Annotated in this window: 20 protein-coding genes; 18 read left to right on the forward strand and 2 right to left on the reverse strand. The window is 70.7% G+C overall.

Features of this window, described 5'->3' with window-relative positions:
• The first annotated feature begins 6 nt into the window (after positions 1-6).
• On the forward strand, positions 7-894 hold the full coding sequence (locus tag HHL19_RS24945) for a tRNA (adenine-N1)-methyltransferase (RefSeq protein ID WP_031013975.1): 888 nt from the start codon (positions 7-9) through the stop codon (positions 892-894).
• A gap of 176 nt (positions 895-1,070) precedes the next feature.
• Positions 1,071-1,670: a hypothetical protein gene (locus HHL19_RS24950; RefSeq protein WP_169092585.1), complete on the forward strand. Its 600-nt coding sequence runs from the start codon at positions 1,071-1,073 to the stop codon at positions 1,668-1,670.
• A gap of 4 nt (positions 1,671-1,674) precedes the next feature.
• Here HHL19_RS24950 and HHL19_RS24955 read toward each other — a convergent pair whose 3' ends face one another.
• Complete coding sequence (locus tag HHL19_RS24955; RefSeq protein WP_169092586.1) at positions 1,675-1,986, reverse strand: ferredoxin; 312 nt, start codon at positions 1,984-1,986, stop codon at positions 1,675-1,677.
• Positions 1,987-2,227: 241 nt separating this feature from the next.
• Between HHL19_RS24955 and arc the strand changes: the two genes are divergently transcribed.
• From arc to prcA, 6 genes are all read left to right on the forward strand, one after another.
• Positions 2,228-3,994, forward strand: a complete 1,767-nt coding sequence (gene arc, locus HHL19_RS24960) for a proteasome ATPase (protein WP_169092587.1) — start codon at positions 2,228-2,230, stop codon at positions 3,992-3,994.
• A 182-nt stretch (positions 3,995-4,176) separates the two neighbouring features.
• A complete protein-coding gene (dop, locus tag HHL19_RS24965; protein WP_169092588.1) occupies positions 4,177-5,688 on the forward strand; it encodes a depupylase/deamidase Dop in 1,512 nt (503 codons plus the stop codon).
• 169 nt (positions 5,689-5,857) lie between these two features.
• The gene (locus HHL19_RS24970) at positions 5,858-6,070 is read left to right on the forward strand and encodes a ubiquitin-like protein Pup (RefSeq protein ID WP_169092589.1); all 213 of its coding nucleotides are present in this window, start codon (positions 5,858-5,860) and stop codon (positions 6,068-6,070) included.
• 36 nt (positions 6,071-6,106) lie between these two features.
• On the forward strand, positions 6,107-6,706 hold the full coding sequence (locus tag HHL19_RS24975; protein WP_169092590.1) for an endonuclease VII domain-containing protein: 600 nt from the start codon (positions 6,107-6,109) through the stop codon (positions 6,704-6,706).
• Positions 6,658-7,497, forward strand: a complete 840-nt coding sequence (gene prcB, locus HHL19_RS24980) for a proteasome subunit beta (protein WP_169092591.1) — start codon at positions 6,658-6,660, stop codon at positions 7,495-7,497. The genes HHL19_RS24975 and prcB overlap by 49 nt, the downstream gene beginning before the upstream one ends.
• A gap of 46 nt (positions 7,498-7,543) precedes the next feature.
• Positions 7,544-8,296: a proteasome subunit alpha gene (gene prcA / locus HHL19_RS24985; protein WP_169092592.1), complete on the forward strand. Its 753-nt coding sequence runs from the start codon at positions 7,544-7,546 to the stop codon at positions 8,294-8,296.
• A 65-nt stretch (positions 8,297-8,361) separates the two neighbouring features.
• On the opposite strand, the gene HHL19_RS24990 is transcribed toward prcA, so the two are convergent.
• Entirely contained in the window at positions 8,362-9,381 is a 1,020-nt protein-coding gene (locus HHL19_RS24990; protein WP_169092593.1) for a LacI family DNA-binding transcriptional regulator, read from the reverse strand.
• Positions 9,382-9,526: 145 nt separating this feature from the next.
• Here HHL19_RS24990 and HHL19_RS24995 point away from each other — a divergent pair, with 145 nt between their 5' ends.
• The 10 genes from HHL19_RS24995 to tatC all read left to right on the forward strand — a co-directional run bounded on the left by HHL19_RS24995 (position 9,527) and on the right by tatC (position 17,944).
• On the forward strand, positions 9,527-10,798 hold the full coding sequence (locus tag HHL19_RS24995) for an MFS transporter (RefSeq protein WP_169092594.1): 1,272 nt from the start codon (positions 9,527-9,529) through the stop codon (positions 10,796-10,798).
• A 69-nt stretch (positions 10,799-10,867) separates the two neighbouring features.
• The gene (gene pafA, locus HHL19_RS25000; RefSeq protein WP_031013984.1) at positions 10,868-12,229 is read left to right on the forward strand and encodes a Pup--protein ligase; all 1,362 of its coding nucleotides are present in this window, start codon (positions 10,868-10,870) and stop codon (positions 12,227-12,229) included.
• A 118-nt stretch (positions 12,230-12,347) separates the two neighbouring features.
• The gene (locus HHL19_RS25005) at positions 12,348-13,283 is read left to right on the forward strand and encodes an FKBP-type peptidyl-prolyl cis-trans isomerase (protein ID WP_169092595.1); all 936 of its coding nucleotides are present in this window, start codon (positions 12,348-12,350) and stop codon (positions 13,281-13,283) included.
• Positions 13,284-13,379: 96 nt separating this feature from the next.
• Positions 13,380-13,760: an FKBP-type peptidyl-prolyl cis-trans isomerase gene (locus HHL19_RS25010; protein ID WP_169092596.1), complete on the forward strand. Its 381-nt coding sequence runs from the start codon at positions 13,380-13,382 to the stop codon at positions 13,758-13,760.
• Between the two features lie 128 nt (positions 13,761-13,888).
• Positions 13,889-14,845, forward strand: coding sequence for a WYL domain-containing protein (locus HHL19_RS25015; RefSeq protein WP_169092597.1), 957 nt, complete (start codon positions 13,889-13,891; stop codon positions 14,843-14,845).
• Positions 14,846-14,861: 16 nt separating this feature from the next.
• Entirely contained in the window at positions 14,862-15,827 is a 966-nt protein-coding gene (locus HHL19_RS25020) for a WYL domain-containing protein (protein ID WP_169092598.1), read from the forward strand.
• 111 nt (positions 15,828-15,938) lie between these two features.
• The gene (locus HHL19_RS25025) at positions 15,939-16,193 is read left to right on the forward strand and encodes a hypothetical protein (protein ID WP_206325742.1); all 255 of its coding nucleotides are present in this window, start codon (positions 15,939-15,941) and stop codon (positions 16,191-16,193) included.
• Between the two features lie 35 nt (positions 16,194-16,228).
• The gene (locus HHL19_RS25030; protein WP_169092600.1) at positions 16,229-16,426 is read left to right on the forward strand and encodes a hypothetical protein; all 198 of its coding nucleotides are present in this window, start codon (positions 16,229-16,231) and stop codon (positions 16,424-16,426) included.
• Between the two features lie 187 nt (positions 16,427-16,613).
• Entirely contained in the window at positions 16,614-16,907 is a 294-nt protein-coding gene (gene tatA, locus HHL19_RS25035; protein WP_169092601.1) for a Sec-independent protein translocase subunit TatA, read from the forward strand.
• A gap of 128 nt (positions 16,908-17,035) precedes the next feature.
• Positions 17,036-17,944 (forward strand): twin-arginine translocase subunit TatC, encoded by a 909-nt coding sequence (gene tatC / locus HHL19_RS25040; RefSeq protein WP_169092835.1) that lies wholly within the window; start codon positions 17,036-17,038, stop codon positions 17,942-17,944.
• Positions 17,945-18,044 lie beyond the last annotated feature (100 nt).

Raw genomic sequence — 18,044 nt, forward strand, 5'->3', positions numbered from 1 at the left:
GTTCCCATGTCCGAACCGACCGGTGCCGCCCGCCGACGCGGGCCCTTCAAGGTCGGGGACCAGGTTCAGCTGACCGACCCCAAGGGCCGCCACTACACGTTCACGCTCGAAGAGGGAAAGAACTTCCACACCCACAAGGGTTCCTTCCCGCACGACGAGCTGATCGGTGCCCCCGAGGGCAGCGTTGTCCGCACCACCGGAAACGTGGCCTACCTCGCGCTGCGCCCCCTGCTCCCCGACTACGTCCTGTCCATGCCCCGCGGCGCCGCCGTGGTCTACCCGAAGGACGCGGGACAGATCCTCGCCTTCGCCGACATCTTCCCCGGCGCGCGCGTCGTGGAGGCCGGCGTGGGTTCCGGCTCGCTCAGCAGCTTCCTGCTCCGCGCCATCGGCGACAGCGGAATGCTGCACTCCTACGAGCGCCGCGAGGACTTCGCCGAGATCGCGAAGGGCAACGTCGAGCGCTATTTCGGCGGCCCCCACCCGGCCTGGCAGCTCACCGTCGGCGACCTCCAGGACAACCTGACCGACACCGACGTCGACCGGGTCATCCTCGACATGCTCGCCCCCTGGGAGTGCCTGGAGGCCGTCTCCAAGAGCCTCGTCCCGGGCGGCATCCTCTGCTGCTACGTGGCCACCACCACCCAGCTCGCCCGCACCGTGGAGTCCATCCGCGAGATCGGCTGCTACGCCGAGCCTCAGCCCTGGGAGTCCATGATCCGCAACTGGCACGTCGAGGGCCTCGCCGTCCGCCCCGATCACCGCATGATCGGCCATACCGGCTTCCTCGTCACCGCCCGCCGCCTCGCGGACGGCGTCGAGCCCCCGATGCGCCGCCGCCGCCCCGCCAAGGGCGCCTACGGCGAGGACTACGACGGCCCCAACAAGGGCTGACACACCGACAGGAAACCGGCGACGCCGCCGCCCGTTCACCCCGCCCCGCGGGGAACCGGGCGGCGGCGTCGCCGCGTTCGGCACCACGCATCCCACCCCCGGCTGTTCCACCGCCCTGTGACGTGTGGCACGATGCCCGCAACCCCTCGGCACCACCCTCACAGGAGACGTCTCGCGTGCAGCCCTCCGCCGCCCCGGACCCCGTGGACCTCGCTCACACCCACGCCCGGCCGCTGCACTGGCTGGCCACCGCCACCGCGACCGCCGCGGTCGTCGCCCTCACAGGTGCCCTGACCCCCCGCGCCGCCGAAGCCGGCCCCACCGTCCGGTCGGCTTCCGCTTCCGCGCCCCCGGCCGCTGGACCGGCCGCCGCACCCGACCCCGACACGGCCGCCTACCCCCTCTCCTGCGGGGGAGCGGGCCACCGCGTCGCCCGGAGCGCCACCGGCGACCTCGACGGCGACAAGAACCCCGAGACCGTTGCGGTCGTACACTGCGAAGCCGGATCCGGAACCCCGCCCGCCGGCCTGTACGTCCTCACCCCCGGCCACAGCGACGGCGCCCCCGCGCGCGTGGTCGCCACCCTCGTCGACCCGCGCGAGCTCCGCAGCGTCACCGGCCTCGCGATCCGCGACGGAGCCGTCCGCGCCACCCTGCTCGGCTACTCGTCCCCCGACGTCCCCAGCTGCTGCCCCGACGAGAAGGAGCAGGTCACCTGGGAGTGGACCGGCGGCGCCTTCGTCCGCACCACCGGCACGGCCGCGTTCGGCGCCTGACCCGTCACTCCGCGTCGGGGCCGTACACCTCGACCCGGTCCCGGACCCGACGGACGTGGATGCAGTCGCCCGGGCACTCCTTCGCCGAGTCCACCACGTCCTGGAGCAGCGGCAGCGGCACCGGGGTCGTCGCCCCCGCCTCCTGCAGCAGCTCGTCGTCGTCGCTCTTCACATACGCGAGCCCGTCGATGTCCAGTTCGAAGACCTCGGGAGCGTACTGAGCGCAGATCCCGTCCCCCGTGCACAGGTCCTGGTCGATCCAGACCTCCAGAGCCTCCTCGGCCCCGTCGGCCGGCGCCTCGTGCTGCACGCTCATCTCTTCTGCCGTTTCTGCTCCGCGCGGACAATTGAGGCCGCGACCCGCGGGTGTTGACCCCTCACGACGATACAACTGCCCGCTTTCAGAGCCCGAAGGGTGGGTATTCAGCTGGCGAGAGGGGAAGCGCAAGGGTGAAGATCGGACACACCCCGGAGTCTTTTTGATCTAGGGGTTTCAATCATCACCCACGCAGGTAGGGTCAGGATGCGTCCAGCTCCCCTTGGAGGAGGTGAGGACCGTGGCAGCCCACGACGACGACATCAACCGCGGCATCCGGCCGGGGCGGGGGTCTGAAGACCCTGCCGGCCAGGTTGCCTATCTCGAGCAGGAAATCGCCGTCCTGCGCCGCAAGCTCGCCGACTCTCCGCGACACACGAGGATTCTCGAAGAGCGGATCGTCGAGCTGCAGACGAGCCTGGCCGGCGTGTCCGCGCAGAACGAAAGGCTGGCGAACACGCTCCGTGAGGCACGCGACCAGATCGTGGCCCTCAAGGAGGAGGTCGACCGGCTCGCACAGCCGCCGGCCGGATTCGGTGTCTTCCTTCAGGCCAATGAGGACGGCACGTGCGACATCTTCACCGGGGGCCGCAAGCTCCGGGTGAACGTGAGCCCCAGCGTCGAGCTCGAAGAGCTCCGGCGCGGCCAGGAAGTCATGCTCAACGAAGCGCTCAACGTGGTCGAGGCCATGGAGTTCGAGCGCGCCGGGGAGATCGTCACCCTCAAGGAGATCCTGGAGGACGGCGAGCGCGCCCTGGTGGTGGGGCACACCGACGAGGAGAGGGTGGTGCGGCTCGCCGAGCCGCTCCTGGACATCACCATCCGCTCCGGCGACGCCCTGCTCTTCGACTCCCGCTCCGGGTACGTCTACGAGGTCGTGCCCAAGAGCGAGGTCGAGGAACTCGTCCTCGAAGAGGTCCCGGACGTCGACTACGACAAGATCGGCGGTCTGGGCAACCAGATCGAACTGATCCGCGACGCGGTCGAGCTCCCGTACCTCTACCCCGACCTGTTCAAGGAGCACGAACTGCGGCCGCCCAAGGGCATCCTGCTCTACGGGCCGCCCGGCTGCGGCAAGACACTCATCGCCAAGGCCGTCGCCAACTCCCTGGCCAAGAAGGTCGCCGAGGTCACCGGCCAGCCCGCGGGGAAGTCCTACTTCCTCAACATCAAGGGCCCCGAACTCCTCAACAAGTACGTCGGCGAGACCGAGCGGCACATCCGCCTGGTCTTCCAGCGGGCCCGCGAGAAGGCCGGCGAAGGCACCCCCGTCATCGTCTTCTTCGACGAGATGGAATCGCTCTTCCGCACCCGCGGATCCGGCGTCAGCTCCGACGTCGAGAACACCATCGTCCCCCAGCTCCTCGCCGAGATCGACGGCGTCGAGGGCCTGGAGAACGTGATCGTGATCGGCGCCTCCAACCGCGAGGACATGATCGACCCCGCGATCCTCCGCCCCGGCCGCCTCGACGTGAAGATCAAGATCGAGCGCCCGGACGCCGAGGCCGCGAAGGACATCTTCGCGAAGTACCTCACCGCCAACCTCCCGCTCCACACGGACGACGTCTCCGAGCACAGCGGCTCCAAGGCCGCCGCCGCCCACGGAATGATCCAGTCCGTCGTCGAGCAGATGTACGCCGAATCCGAGGAGAACCGCTTCCTCGAAGTCACGTACGCCAACGGCGACAAGGAAGTCCTGTACTTCAAGGACTTCAACTCCGGCGCGATGATCCAGAACATCGTCGACCGGGCCAAGAAGATGGCCATCAAGGCATTCCTCGACCACAACCAGAAGGGCATCCGCGTCTCCCACCTCCTCCAGGCCTGCGTGGACGAGTTCAAGGAGAACGAGGACCTGCCCAACACCACCAACCCCGACGACTGGGCCCGCATCTCCGGAAAGAAGGGCGAGCGGATCGTCTTCATCCGGACCCTCGTCACCGGAAAGCAGGGCGCGGACACCGGACGCTCCATCGACACGGTGGCCAACACCGGTCAGTACCTGTAAAAGCGCACACCGGCTGCGGATGTCCGGAAACCGGGCATCCGCAGCCGTCGCATTCTCACCGGAAAAACTCCCGGCCATATCCGGGAAATACCGCAAGTGATCTCCCCACCAGCGCGGAGCCGCTCTAGGCTCTTCGGTACCGCCGAGTCGCGCACTGAGCGCCGCCGGGCAAGGAGGGCCGCATGACCGTACGGCGAGTAATGGGCATCGAGACGGAGTACGGGATCTCCGTCCCCGGACACCCGAACGCCAATGCCATGCTCACCTCGTCCCAGATCGTCAACGCCTACGCCGCGGCGATGCACCGGGCGCGCCGCGCCCGCTGGGACTTCGAGGAGGAGAACCCGCTGCGGGACGCCCGCGGCTTCGACCTCGCCCGCGAGGTCGCCGACTCCAGCCAGCTCACCGACGAGGACATCGGCCTCGCCAACGTGATCCTCACCAACGGCGCCCGGCTCTACGTGGACCACGCCCACCCCGAGTACAGCGCCCCCGAGGTCACCAACCCGCGCGACGCCGTCCTCTGGGACAAGGCCGGCGAGCGGATCATGGCCGAGGCGGCCGAGCGCGCCGCCCAGCTCCCCGGCGCCCAGCCGATCCACCTCTACAAGAACAACACCGACAACAAGGGCGCCTCCTACGGCACGCACGAGAACTACCTGATGAAGCGGGAGACCCCCTTCTCGGACATCGTGCGCCACCTGACGCCCTTCTTCGTCTCCCGCCAGGTCGTCACCGGCGCCGGCCGCGTCGGCCTCGGGCAGGACGGCCGCGAGGACGGCTTCCAGATCAGCCAGCGCGCCGACTACTTCGAGGTCGAGGTCGGCCTGGAGACCACCCTCAAGCGCCCCATCATCAACACCCGCGACGAACCGCACGCCGACGCGGAGAAGTACCGCCGGCTGCACGTGATCATCGGGGACGCCAACCTCTCCGAGATCTCCACCTACCTGAAGCTCGGCACCACGGCGCTCGTCCTCTCCATGATCGAGGACGGCTTCATCACCGTCGACCTCGCTGTCGACCAGCCCGTCCGCACCCTCCACCACGTCTCGCACGACCCCACGCTCCAGTACCTCGTCACGCTGCGCAGCGGCCGGACACTCACCGCGGTGCAGCTGCAGATGGAGTACTTCGAGCTGGCCAGGAAGTACGTGGACGAGCGGTACGGCTCCGACGCCGACGACCAGACCAAGGACGTCCTCTCCCGATGGGAGGACACCCTCAACCGCCTGGAGAACGACCCGATGAGCCTGGCCGGCGAGCTGGACTGGATCGCCAAGCGGGAGCTCTTGGAGGGCTACCGGCGCCGCGACGGCCTGGACTGGGACGCGCCGCGGCTGCACCTGGTGGACCTCCAGTACGCGGACGTGCGGCCCGACAAGGGGCTGTACAACCGTCTGGTGGCCCGCGGGCGCATGAAGCGGCTCCTCGACGAGGCCGAGGTGGAGCGGGCCGAGACGGCGCCGCCGGAGGACACCAGGGCCTACTTCCGGGGCCGCTGCCTGGAGCAGTACGCCGACGACGTGGCCGCGGCCTCCTGGGACTCGGTGATCTTCGACCTGCCGGGCCGCGACTCGCTCCAGCGCGTCCCGACCCTGGAGCCCCTGCGCGGCACCAAGGCCCACGTGGCGGCCCTCCTGGACCGCTGCCGCACGGCGGAGGAGCTCGTCAGGGTCCTCTCCGGCAGCTGATTCGAGACCGGAAAAAGGGCCTGAAATACCCGGGCCCTGGGAATCATGGAAGCAGTGCGCGGGCGTTGCGGAAATGCGGGGGCCGATGTCGGTCCCGGCTTGTAGGGTCTGATCTTGCAGGACCCCAGCAGCACAAGTCCGAGCGATCCGATTCGAGCGGGGTGAGGAAATGGCGGGCAAGGACACCGGCGGCGGACAGCAGAAGGCCACGCGTTCCACGGAGGAGGTCGAGGAGACCACCACGGAGGCGAGCTCCGACCTCCAGGAACGCCAGGAGAAGCTGAGCGAGGACGTGGACTCGGTCCTCGACGAGATCGACGACGTACTCGAGGAGAATGCTGAGGAGTTCGTGCGGAGTTTCGTGCAGAAAGGCGGCCAGTAGCCTTCGAAACGAAGGTGAAGTCGCAGGGGCGGGGAGATGTCGAAGGCTGTCAAGCATTGCCGCGGTTGCGGGCGGGATGTCCCGCTGAGTGGATTCGCGCGGGACTGCAATCGCGCGGACGGACTGCAGCCGAGGTGCCGAGAATGCGTTTCCGCCTACGGGGCTGAGCGCTATCGGATCAGACAGGCAGCCAAGGGCAGGGTCGTCCGAAGCAAGGTGGACGTGCCGGTGGGGCACAAGCTCTGTCGGCAGTGCGGCGAGATCAAGCCACACAGTGACTGGCATCGCAACGCCACCGCGTCGGACGGCCTCGCCACTCGTTGCAAGGCATGCAAGAAGGCGCAGGGGCGAGCCGGGCATCTCAAGCGCCAGTACGGCATCACCGAAGTCGAGCGCGATCGGATGATCGCCGACCAGGGTGGTGTCTGCGTGATCTGCCAGGACGGTCCGGCGGAGCATGTGGATCACGATCATCGGACGGGTAAGGTCCGAGGCGTACTGTGCTTCAGCTGCAACGCGGCTCTGGGGCAACTCAAGGATCGGCCAGACGTCATCAGGCGTGCAGCCGCATACGTGGAAGGAAACCTGTGGAACCCAACACTCGTAGCACAGGGCGTCTACCGGCAGCCTTCCTGACGCCGGGGTCCTCGTCCTTCATCGACTTCCTCGCCGACCACTCGCCGGAGCTGCTGCCGGGCAACCGGAGGCTGCCGGAGGGGATCGTCGAGGCTCCGCACGGTACGACGATCGTGGCCGCGACGTTCCCGGGGGGCGTCGTGCTCGCGGGTGACCGGCGGGCCACCATGGGCAACATGATCGCGCAGCGGGACATCGAGAAGGTGTTCCCCGCGGACGAGTACTCCGCAGTCGGCATCGCCGGCACCGCCGGTCTCGCCGTCGAGATGGTGAAGCTCTTCCAGCTGGAGCTGGAGCACTTCGAGAAGGTGGAGGGCGCCACGCTCTCCCTGGAGGGCAAGGCGAACCGTCTCTCCACCATGATCCGCAGCAACCTCGGCATGGCCATGCAGGGCCTCGCCGTCGTGCCGCTCTTCGCCGGCTGGGACGAGGGCCGGGAGAAGGGCCGGATCTTCTCGTACGACGTGACCGGCGGCCGCTCCGAGGAGCACGGCTACGCCGCCACCGGCTCGGGTTCCATCTTCGCCCGCGGCTCCATGAAGAAGCTGTACCGCGAGGACCTCACCGAGCAGCAGGCGACCACACTGGTCGTACAGGCGCTGTACGACGCGGCGGACGACGACTCGGCGACCGGTGGCCCGGACCTGGCCCGCCGGATCTTCCCGATCGTCACCGTCATCACCGACGAGGGCTTCCGCAGGCTCACCGAGGCGGAATCCTCCGAGCTGGCCCGTTCGGTCACCGAGCGGCGTCTGGAGCAGCCGGACGGACCGCGCGCCGCCCTGCTCTGACCCGTACGTCGCCCCCTCACAGCCCAGAAGAAAGGGACGAGCGCCGGTGTCGACACCGTTCTACGTCTCCCCCCAGCAGGCCATGGCCGACCGCGCGGAGTACGCCCGCAAGGGCATCGCGCGCGGACGGAGCCTGGTCGTGCTCCAGTACGCCGACGGCATCGTCTTCGTCGGTGAGAACCCGTCCCGCGCCCTGCACAAGTTCAGCGAGATCTACGACCGGATCGGCTTCGCCGCCGCCGGCAAGTACAACGAGTACGAGAACCTGCGGATCGGCGGCGTCCGCTACGCCGACCTGCGCGGTTACACCTACGACCGGGACGACGTCACCGCGCGCGGCCTGGCCAACGTCTACGCGCAGACGCTGGGCACCATCTTCTCCAGCGCCGGCGAGAAGCCGTACGAGGTGGAGCTGGTGGTCGCCGAGGTCGGCACCGAGCCGGCCGGGGACCAGATCTACCGGCTGCCGCACGACGGCTCCATCGTGGACGAGCACGGCTCGGTGGCGGTGGGCGGCAACGCGGAGCAGATCAGCTCCTTCCTGGACCAGCGCCACCGGGACGGGATGTCGCTCGCGGAGGCCCTGAAGCTCGCGGTGCAGGCGCTCTCCCGGGACACCAACGGCACCGAGCGGGAGATCCCCGCCGAGCGCCTGGAGGTGGCGGTCCTGGACCGCACGCGTCCGCAGCAGCGGAAGTTCAAGCGGATCGTCGGCCGCCAGCTGTCGCGCCTCCTGGAGGCGGACGACGCGGCGATCACGAAGACGGACGAGCCCTCGGACGAGGCGCCCGAGGAGTAGGTCCCGAGCGGACGCGCGGAGGGGTTCGGTCCATCAGGGCCGGGCCCCTCCGCGCGTTCCGGGGGTCAGAGGGCCGGTGCCGGGCCCGTGGAGCCGCGCGGGACCAGCTCGGCGGGCAGGACGTCGGAGCGGGCCGGTTCGCCCGTCAGGACGGCGAGCAGCGCCTCCATGCCGCGGCGGCCGAACTCCTCGGCGGGCAGCCGGACCGTGGTGAGTTCCGGCTCGACGGCCGTCGCGAGCGCCATGTCGTCGAAGCCGGTGACGGAGAGGTCCTCCGGGACGCGCAGGCCGAGGCGGCGGGCGGCCTTGCAGACGCCGGCGGCGAGGATGTCGTCGTCGCAGACGACCGCCGTGGGGCGGGGCCCGGGGGCGGCGAGGGCGGCGCCGGCGGCCTCCCGGGCGGCCGCGACGGTCAGCGGGGACCGTACGGTGCGCACCTCCGTCCCGCGCAGGGCCTCGCCGAGCGCGGCGGCGCGGACGTCGAAGGTCCAGGAGGGGGCCGCGGAGGCGAGGTGCAGGAAGCGGCGGTGGCCGAGGGCGAGCAGATGGGCGGTGACGAGCCGCATGCCCTGGGCGACGTCGAGGTTGACGTGGGCGGCGGCGCCGGGGTCCGCCGGGTCGCTGTCGAGCATGACGAGCGGGAGTTCGCTGCCGCGGAAGGCCTCCAGAGCGGCGGTGGCCATGGAGGAGGCGAGGACGCCGTCGAGGGCGGCCTGGGCGGAGGCGAACGGGTCGCGGGCGGGGCCCACGCCGTCGGGGGAGGGGTAGAGCACGACGCCGAAGCCGTGGTCGGCGGCGACCGCCGCCGCGCCGGTGTACACGTGGGCGAAGAACTCGTTGGTGAGCGCGGGGACGACGAGCAGGGCGGTACGGGTGCGGCCGAGGCGCAGGTTGCGGGCGGCGAGGTTGGGCCGGTAGCCGAGGGCGCGGGCGGCGTCCCGGACGGTGCCGGCCGTGCGTTCCGACACACGGCCGCGCCACTTGTCGCCGAGGACGAGGGAGACGGTGGCCTGTGAGACGCCTGCCACCCGGGCCACGTCCTTGCTGGTTGGACGGGTGGCGCCCGGGGGTTCGGGGGTCTGCACGGGGCCTCCGGGGTGGACGCTGTCGGTGGGGCGCTGGTCGGTGGGGCGGGGACGCGGGGTGGACCCGTGTCACGCCGCCATGGTACGTATGACGACGCTAGTTATACGTAAAACCTCGGCGGGAGCCGACGGAGGGGAGACCCGCATGGCCACCGAGGCCACGGCACACGGCGGCTACCGCGACATCCTGCGGGCGCCGCACGCGCTCCGCCTGCTCACCGGCACCCTGGTCGGCCGGCTGCCCAACGGCACCGGGCCCGTCGCCATGACCCTCTTCGTCCGCGACCAGGGCGGCGGCTACACCCTCGCGGGCGGCCTCGTCGCCGCGTACGGCCTCGCCAACGCCGTCGGCCAGCCGCTCCTCGGCCGTGCCGTCGACCTCAAGGGGCAGCCCCGGGTCCAGCTGCCCGCCGCCGTGCTCTCGGCCCTCGGCATGGCCCTCTTCGCCCTCGTGGGCATCGGCGACCTCCCGCTCGCCTACGCCGCCGTCGTCCTCGCCGGGTTCTTCACCCCGCCCCTGGAGGGCGGCCTGCGCGCCCTCTGGCCGAGCGTCCTGGGCCGCGAGGACCGGGTGCACCGGGCGTACGCCCTCGACGCGGTCGCCCAGGAGGTCATGTTCACCGTCGGCCCGCTCCTGGTGACCCTCCTCGTCGCCCTGTGGTCGCCCGCCGCCGCCCTCCTCGCCATCAACCTCATAGGCGTCCTCGGAGCCCTCTCCGTCGTCCTCTCCGAGCCGTCCCGGGCCTGGCGCTCCGCGCCCCGCGAGGCCCACTGGCTGGGCGCCCTGCGGTCCCGGGGGCTGCTCGCCCTGCTCGGCTCGTTCTTCTTCGTCGGGCTCGCCCTCGGCTCCATCACGGTCGCCGCCGTCGCCTACGCCGACGACCGCGGCGCCCCGTCCGTCTACGGCTGGCTGATGGCCGCCCTCGGCCTCGGCGCCCTCCTCGGCGGCGTCCTCTACGGCGCCCGGCGGTGGGCCGGCGCGCCCGAGCGCCGGCTGCGCGTCCTGGTCGGGCTCCTCGCGCTCTGCTACCTGCCGCTGACGCTCACCCCGGGCCCGGTCGCCATGAGCGCCCTCGCGGCCCTCTCGGGCTTCTTCCTCGCCCCCGTACTGGCCTGCGCCTTCATCGTGGTGGACCGGCACGCCCCGGCCGGCACCGTCACCGAGGCCTTCTCCTGGCTGGTCACCACCTTCGGCGTCGGCGCCGCCCTGGGCTCGGCCGCCGCCGGGCCCGCCGTCGAACTCTCCGGGACCGTGGCGGGGTTCGCGGTGGCCGGTGCCGGCGGACTGACCGCGCTGCTGGTCCTGCTCGCCACCGGGCGGGTGCTGAACGACCCCGACGCGCCCGGCCGCCGCTCCCGACACGCCGCGGGCGGGGGCGCCGCCGGCGCCGTACACGCCGAAAAGAACACCCTCTGACCGGAAAACGATCGGGACGGAAACGTCCAACCCGGTTTCAGCACAGGCTGTCAGGCGTAATGTTCAGACATGGACCGCCGCATTTTCGGGCTGGAGAACGAGTACGGCGTCACGTGCACGTTCAGGGGACAGCGCCGACTGTCTCCTGACGAAGTGGCGCGGTACCTCTTCCGCCGAGTCGTGTCATGGGGCCGCAGCAGCAATGTCTTCCTGCGGAACGGTGCCCGCCTGTACCTCGACGTGGGTTCGCATCCGGAATACGCCACACCGGAATGCGACGACGTGATCGAACTCGTCACCCACGACAAGGCCGGCGAGCGCATTCTCGAAGGTCTTCTCGTGGACGCCGAACGCCGCCTGCACGAGGAGGGAATCGCGGGCGACGTCTACCTCTTCAAGAACAACACCGACTCCGCCGGAAACTCCTACGGCTGCCACGAGAACTATCTCGTCGCCCGCCACGGCGAGTTCTCCCGCCTCGCCGACATCCTCATCCCGTTCCTGGTGACGCGTCAGCTGATCTGTGGCGCCGGCAAGGTGCTCCAGACCCCGCGCGGCGCCGTCTACTGCGTCTCCCAGCGCGCCGAGCACATCTGGGAGGGCGTCAGCTCCGCCACCACCCGCTCCCGGCCCATCATCAACACCCGGGACGAGCCGCACGCCGACGCCGAGCGCTACCGCCGGCTCCACGTCATCGTCGGCGACTCCAACATGTCCGAGACGACCATGCTCCTCAAGGTCGGCGCCACCGACCTCGTGCTGCGCATGATCGAGGCGGGCACCGTGATGCGCGACCTGACCCTGGAGAACCCGATCCGGGCCATCCGCGAGGTCAGCCACGACATCACCGGCCAGCGCAAGGTGCGCCTGGCCAGCGGCCGCGAGGCCTCCGCCCTGGAGGTGCAGCGCGAGTACTTCGAGAAGGCCTCCGACTTCGTCGACCGGCGCGGCATCCGCTCCGGCACCGTCGCCCAGGTCCTCGAACTGTGGGGCCGCACGCTCGACGCGATCGAGCAGGAGGAGCTGGACCGCATCCAGACCGAGATCGACTGGGTGATGAAGTACAAGCTCATCGAGCGGTACCGCGCCAAGCACAACATGACCATGTCGAACCCGCGGGTCGCCCAGATAGACCTCGCCTACCACGACATCCACCGCCGCCGCGGGCTGTACTACCTGCTCCAGAAGAACGGGCAGGCGGCGCGGATCTGCAACGACGTGAAGATCTTCGAGGGCAAGTCCGTGCCCCCGCAGACGACCCGGGCCCGGCTCCGCGGCGACTTCATCCGCCGCGCCCAGGAGCAGCGCCGGGACTTCACCGTCGACTGGGTCCACCTCAAGCTCAACGACCAGGCGCAGCGCACGGTCCTCTGCAAGGACCCGTTCCGCTCGGTGGACGACCGGGTGGAGAAGCTGATCGCCGGTATGTAGGACGGTCACAAGACCGGACCGGGGCCCCGTGCGCAGGACGCGCGGGGCCCTGGACGTTTTGGGCGGGTCCCTTAGAGTGTCCGGACAACTACTGTGCCGTCTGAGATCTGAGGAACACGTGCGCCGAATTGCCGGCCTTCTCGTCGTCCCGCTGCTGCTGCTCACAGCGGCCTGCGGCAGCGACACCAAGGGCTCCGATAACGCCTCGATGACCAACGGGCTGCCCGCCATCACCGCGGGGCAGAAGTTCGGCGAGAAGCCGACCCTCTCCAAGGGCGAGGGCGACCCGCCGAAGGAGCTCAAGGTCAACGTCATCAGCGAGGGCGACGGCCCGGCGACCAAGGACGGCGACGCCCTCCAGGTCAACTACCTCGGTCAGACCTGGGACTCGACGACCCCCTTCGACAACAGCTTCGACCGCGGCGAGCCGTTCACCCTCACCCTCGGCGCCGGTCAGGTCATCAAGGGCTGGGACCAGGGCCTGAAGGGTCAGAAGGTCGGCAGCCGCGTCGAGATCGGCATCCCGCCGGAGCTGGGCTACGGCGAGCAGGGCTCCCCGCCGAGCATCAAGGGCGGCGCCACCCTCGTCTTCGTCGTCGACATCCTGAAGGCGACCACGGTCCCGAAGTCCGCCGAGGGCACCGTCGTCGCGCAGGAGAACAAGGACCTGCCGAAGGTCGGTACCAACACCGACGGCAAGGCGCCCTCGCTGACCGTCCCGAAGACCGACGCGCCGACGAAGCTCGTCTCCAACTACGTCATCGAGGGCAAGGGCGAGGTCGTCAAGGCCAGCGACACCCTGACCGTCCAGTACCAGGGCGTGCTCTGGAAGGACGGCAAGAAGTTCGACAGCTCCTACGACCGGGGCGCCCCGGCCACCTTCCCGCTCGCCAACGTCATCAAGGGCTGGAGCAAGGGCCTTGAGGGCAAGAAGGTCGGCAGCCGCGTGTTGATCGTCGCCCCGCCGGCCGACGGCTACGGCGACCAGGCCCAGGGCCCGATCCCGGCGAACTCGACCCTCGTCTTCACGGTCGACATCCTCACCAAGCAGTGACGGGTTCCCGCGCGTCCCGGCCCGCCAGGCGGTAGGTTGTCGGGGTCGCGCGGGCCATCGTCCGCGCGGTTTCACCCGTATGAGGAGCACACTGCAGTGAGCATCGAGAAGCCCGAGGTCGACTTCCCGGGCGGCGAGCCGCCGGCCGACCTGGAGATCAAGGACATCTGGGAGGGCGACGGCGCGGAGGCCGCGGCCGGTGACACGGTCAAGGTCCACTACGTCGGTGTCTCCTTCAGCACCGGTGAGGAGTTCGACGCCTCCTGGAACCGCGGCGAGGCGCTGGAGTTCCCGCTCGGTGTCGGCATGGTCATCCAGGGCTGGGACCGTGGTGTCCAGGGCATGAAGGTCGGCGGCCGCCGCCAGCTGGTCATCCCCGCGCACCTCGCCTACGGCGACCGCGGCGCCGGCGGCAAGATCGCCCCCGGCGAGACGCTGATCTTCGTCTGCGACCTGGTGGGCGTGAAGAAGCCCTGACCCGGCCCGCGCACCCCACCGAGGGCCCCCGCCTCCACGGCGGGGGCCCTCGGCTTTTGCCCGGACACCCCGGGGCGGTACGGTCGGACGTCCGAGAACGGAACCGGGGAAGAGGGTGCAAGGCGTCCATGGCGATTGCCAAGGCCGAGCGGCTCATGAATCTCGCGCTGTGCCTGCTCGGGACGCGACGCGCCCTCAGCAAGCGGGAGCTGCGCGGCTCCATCGAGGCCTATCTGGAGGCCAGCGGCGACGAGGCCTTCAACCGCATGTTCGAGCGCGACAAGGACGACCTGCGCGAGCTCGGACTGGTGATCGAGACCGTCGAGAACCTCGACGGCGAGACCGGCTACCTCGCCCGCCGCGACTCCAACCGCCTCCCGCCCATCACCCTGGACGTCGAGGAGGCCGCCGCGCTCGGTCTCGCCGCCCGGGTCTGGCAGCAGGCCCGCCTCGCCGGAGCCGCCAGCGGCGCCCTCCAGAAGCTGCGCGCCGCCGGCATGCCCGAGGCCGAGGAGACGTACGAGATCCAGCCGAGCGCCCTCGAACCCCGCATCCCGGTCCACGAGGCAGCCTTCGAGCCGCTGATGCTCGCCTGCCGCGACCGGCGCCCGGTCTCCTTCGAGTACCGCAAGGCCAACGCCGCCCGCCCCGAGCCCCGCCAGGTCGAGCCCTGGACGCTGGAGTGCTGGCGCGGCCACTGGTACCTCGCCGGCTGGGACCGCGAACGCGGCGCCGAGCGGGTCTTCCGCCTCTCCCGCATCACCGGCAAGGTCCGCTCGCGGGCCGGTGCCTTCACCGCGCCCGTGCCCGACGTTGTCACCGTCCGCGAGACCGTCGAGAGCTGGGCGGGGGAGACCGCCACCCGCTCCGCCCGGATCCGGCTGCGGAGCGGCTGCGGCTATCCGCTGCGGGCCCGCGCCACCGAGACGAGCGAGGGCGCCGACGGCTGGGACGAGCTGGAGATCCCGTACGGGCACGGCCTCGACGCCTGGCTCGTCGAGTTCGGCCCCGACGTCGTCGTACTGGAACCGGCCGACCTGAGGGCCGATGTGGTGGAGCGGCTGCGCGCCGTCGCCAAGGGCTGAGGGGAAGACGAACCGCATGGCTGCCAACGCGATCGACCAGACGAGGCGGATGCTCTCCCTCGTCACCTACCTCCGGGAGCGCCCCGGCGCCCACGTCGCCGACGTGGCCCGCGCCTTCGGCATCACCGAGGACGAGCTCATCTCCGACCTCGACGTGCTGCCCATGTGCGGCACCAGCTTCCGGGGCGGCGACCTCCTCGACATCGACACCGACGGCGACCGGATCTGGTGGCGCAACCCGGGCGCCCTGAGCGCGGAGGCCTCCGAGCCGCTGCGGCTCGCCGCCGACGAGGCCACCGCGCTGCTCGTCGCCGCCCGTGCCGTCGCCACCCTGCCGGGGCTGCGCGAGGGCGACCGGGACGCGCTGGTGCGCGCCACCGCCAAGCTGGAGGCCGCCGCCGGCGAGGCCGCCGGCGCCAGTGCCCGGCTCTCGGTCACCTTCGAGTCCGAGGGCGGCGTCTTCGCCGAGGTCGACCGGGCCATCTCCGAGCGCAAGCGGCTCTGGCTCCGCTACTACTCGCCGGCCCGCGACGAGCTCACCGAGCGCGAGGTCGACCCCATCCGCCTCTTCGCGGTCGGCCACACCTACATGGAGGCGTGGTGCCGGCTCTCGGAGGACCGCCGCACCTTCCGCCTCGACCGGGTCGCCGAGATCCGGATCCTGGAGGAGGCCGCCGCGCCCCCGGAGCTGGAGCTGCGGGACCTCTCCGAGGGGCTGGTCCAGCCGTCCGCCGACGACCCGGAGGTCGTGGTCGAGGTCGGTCCCGGCGGGCGCTGGGTCGCCGAGTACTACCCGCACGACCGGGCCGACGAGCTGCCGGACGGCGGCCTGCGGATCACCCTGCGGACCCCCGACCCGGCCTCGCTGAAGCGGCTCGCGCTGCGGCTCGGCAGCGACGGGCGGATCGTCGCGCCCGCCGGGCTCGCGGACAGCGCCCGGGAGGCGGCGACGGCGGCGCTCGCCGCGTACGAGGGCGTGTGACCTGTCTCTCGTACGAGGGTGGACGGGGAGGTCGCTCCGGGGGGCGACTTACCCGAGTGGCAGTGAGTTGAGCGAGTCCCGGCAAGTCTTCCAGGTAGAGAGTTGAGGGAAATGTCCGTGATGTCCGGCCTGTCGGCGTCGATCGCCCCGGTCCTCTTCAAGGCCGCCTGCCCCGACTGCCGCTGCCGCTTCGAACTGGCCGCCGGCGCCCTGCGCCTGGCCATCGGAGCGAGCCACCGCACCACCTTCTACTCCTTCACCTGCCCCGAATGCGGAAGCTCCGTCCGCAAGCCCGCCGGCGAGCGCATCGTCGAACTCCTCACCGGCGGCGGCGTCCGCACCCTCCGCCTCCACACCACCGCCTGACCGGCGCCCCACCCCGTAAACGCTAGGCTCGGCCCATGTTCTGGCCCATGCTCGCGATCGCCCTCGGCTTCCTCGGCCTCGCCGTCCTCGGCGTCCTCGGCGTCAGGGTCTTCCTGGAGGTGCGGCGGCTCGGCCGTCAAGTGGAAGACACCACACGGCGCATCCAGCGCGCCGCGGACGACCTGGAGACCGCCGCCACCGGACTGGCGCGAACAGGCCGTTCGCTGCCCTGAGTCGGCGGGTCCGCGCCCCGCCGATACGGCCTGATCAGGGCCCCTCGGACGCAAGCGCGAGTACGCACGGGCATTGCCCGGCGTTTACTCCTGCGGGTTACGATCGCAGACAGCGCGGAGGCCGGACGCATGTCCGACCGGCCGGGCACGCACCCATGCCGCCTCGGTGAGAAGAGAGACCACAGTCATGTTCCGTCAGATCGGTCCCCTGGAGATCAGCCTCATCCTGCTGGTCGTCGTCCTCCTCTTCGGTGCCAAGAAGCTCCCGGAGATGGCCCGCTCCCTCGGCAAGTCGGCCCGCATCCTCAAGAGCGAGGCCAAGGCCATGAAGTCGGAGGGCCAGGAGGCCGCTCCCGCCGAGGCCCCCGCCGACCAGGCCGCCCCCGCCGCCCCCGCCGCTCAGCGCACCATCAAGGCCGCCCCCGGCGACGTCACCGGCGCCCGCCCCGTGACCGAGGCATCGGACACCACCCAGCGCTGACCCGGCCCACGCCGGCCGCTGATCCGTTCGCCCGCAAGTTCGCCGCCCAGCGGCCTGCCCGCACGAGATGAGGACGTGGGTTGCCCAAGTCTGCCCGCATGAAGAAGGAGAAGGACCCCGAGGGGCGGATGCCGCTCGCGGACCACCTCCGTGAGCTGCGCAACCGCGTCGCCAAGGCGATGCTGGCGATCGTGCTCGCCTCCGTGGTGGCCGCGTTCTTCAGCCAGCAGCTGATGGACCTTCTGTCGTCCCCCGTACCGAAGTGCCCTCCGGACTCCTCCCTGTCCGAGAACACCGGCGGACGGTGCGTCGTCCTCGCCTACCAGACCATGCTCTCCCCCTTCACCTCCACGGTGAAGGTGATCATGCTGGCGGGCCTCGTCGCCTCCAGCCCGGTCTGGCTGTACCAGCTGTGGGCCTTCGTCGCGCCCGGCCTCCACAAGAGCGAGAAGAAGTACACGTACTGGTTCGCCGCGATCGCCGTCCCGCTCTTCGGGGCCGGCGCCTACACGGCGTTCCTGATCATGCCCGTCAGCGTGCGCGTCCTCATCAGCATCACGCCCGAGGTCGCCTCGAACTTCCTCTCCCTCGACGACCTCCTGGACTTCACCACCAGGATGGTGCTCGTCTTCGGCATGGCCTTCGAGCTGCCGCTGCTGCTGATCATGCTGAACCTCACGGGCGTGGTCACCGGCAAGCGCATGGCCGGCTGGTGGCGCGCCATGGTGATGGGCACCTTCGTCTTCGGAGCCGTCGCCACCCCGTCCACCGACCCGCTCGGCATGATCGCCCTCGCCGGGCCGATCATCGTCCTGTACTTCATCGCCGTCGGCTTCTCGCTCCTCAACGACAAGCGCCGGGCCCGCAACAACCCCGACGCCGGGCTCTCCGACGACGAGGCGTCCGACCTCGACCTCACCCCCGAGCCCATCGGCGCCCTCGACTCCGTCCCCGCCGCCCGCGCCCTGCCCGAGCAGGCCACCGGCGGCACCGACGGCGCCCGCGCCCACAACGCCGGCTACGACGACATCACCTGATCCGGTCCCTGTCGTGACCAGGCCCCCCGGGCGAGAGCCGGGGGGCCTCGTCGTCTCCGGGGTCACCCGCGGGGTGCCCGGCCGGTCGCCGACGCCCGCC

The organism is Streptomyces sp. R302, assembly GCF_012927245.1.
GTDB lineage: Bacteria > Actinomycetota > Actinomycetes > Streptomycetales > Streptomycetaceae > Streptomyces.

What these genes read in the sequence shown, in the direction of transcription:
- HHL19_RS24945 (WP_031013975.1), top strand. Translation starts at nt 7, where the DNA reads ATGTCCGAACCGACCGGTGCCGCCCGCCGACGCGGGCCCTTCAAGGTC.
- HHL19_RS24955 (WP_169092586.1), bottom strand. Translation starts at nt 1,986, where the DNA reads ATGAGCGTGCAGCACGAGGCGCCGGCCGACGGGGCCGAGGAGGCTCTG.
- dop (WP_169092588.1), top strand. Translation starts at nt 4,177, where the DNA reads ATGACCGTACGGCGAGTAATGGGCATCGAGACGGAGTACGGGATCTCC.
- HHL19_RS24970 (WP_169092589.1), top strand. Translation starts at nt 5,858, where the DNA reads ATGGCGGGCAAGGACACCGGCGGCGGACAGCAGAAGGCCACGCGTTCC.
- HHL19_RS24975 (WP_169092590.1), top strand. Translation starts at nt 6,107, where the DNA reads ATGTCGAAGGCTGTCAAGCATTGCCGCGGTTGCGGGCGGGATGTCCCG.
- HHL19_RS24995 (WP_169092594.1), top strand. Translation starts at nt 9,527, where the DNA reads ATGGCCACCGAGGCCACGGCACACGGCGGCTACCGCGACATCCTGCGG.
- pafA (WP_031013984.1), top strand. Translation starts at nt 10,868, where the DNA reads ATGGACCGCCGCATTTTCGGGCTGGAGAACGAGTACGGCGTCACGTGC.
- HHL19_RS25015 (WP_169092597.1), top strand. Translation starts at nt 13,889, where the DNA reads ATGGCGATTGCCAAGGCCGAGCGGCTCATGAATCTCGCGCTGTGCCTG.
- HHL19_RS25020 (WP_169092598.1), top strand. Translation starts at nt 14,862, where the DNA reads ATGGCTGCCAACGCGATCGACCAGACGAGGCGGATGCTCTCCCTCGTC.
- HHL19_RS25025 (WP_206325742.1), top strand. Translation starts at nt 15,939, where the DNA reads ATGTCCGTGATGTCCGGCCTGTCGGCGTCGATCGCCCCGGTCCTCTTC.
- HHL19_RS25030 (WP_169092600.1), top strand. Translation starts at nt 16,229, where the DNA reads ATGTTCTGGCCCATGCTCGCGATCGCCCTCGGCTTCCTCGGCCTCGCC.
- tatA (WP_169092601.1), top strand. Translation starts at nt 16,614, where the DNA reads ATGTTCCGTCAGATCGGTCCCCTGGAGATCAGCCTCATCCTGCTGGTC.
- tatC (WP_169092835.1), top strand. Translation starts at nt 17,036, where the DNA reads ATGCCGCTCGCGGACCACCTCCGTGAGCTGCGCAACCGCGTCGCCAAG.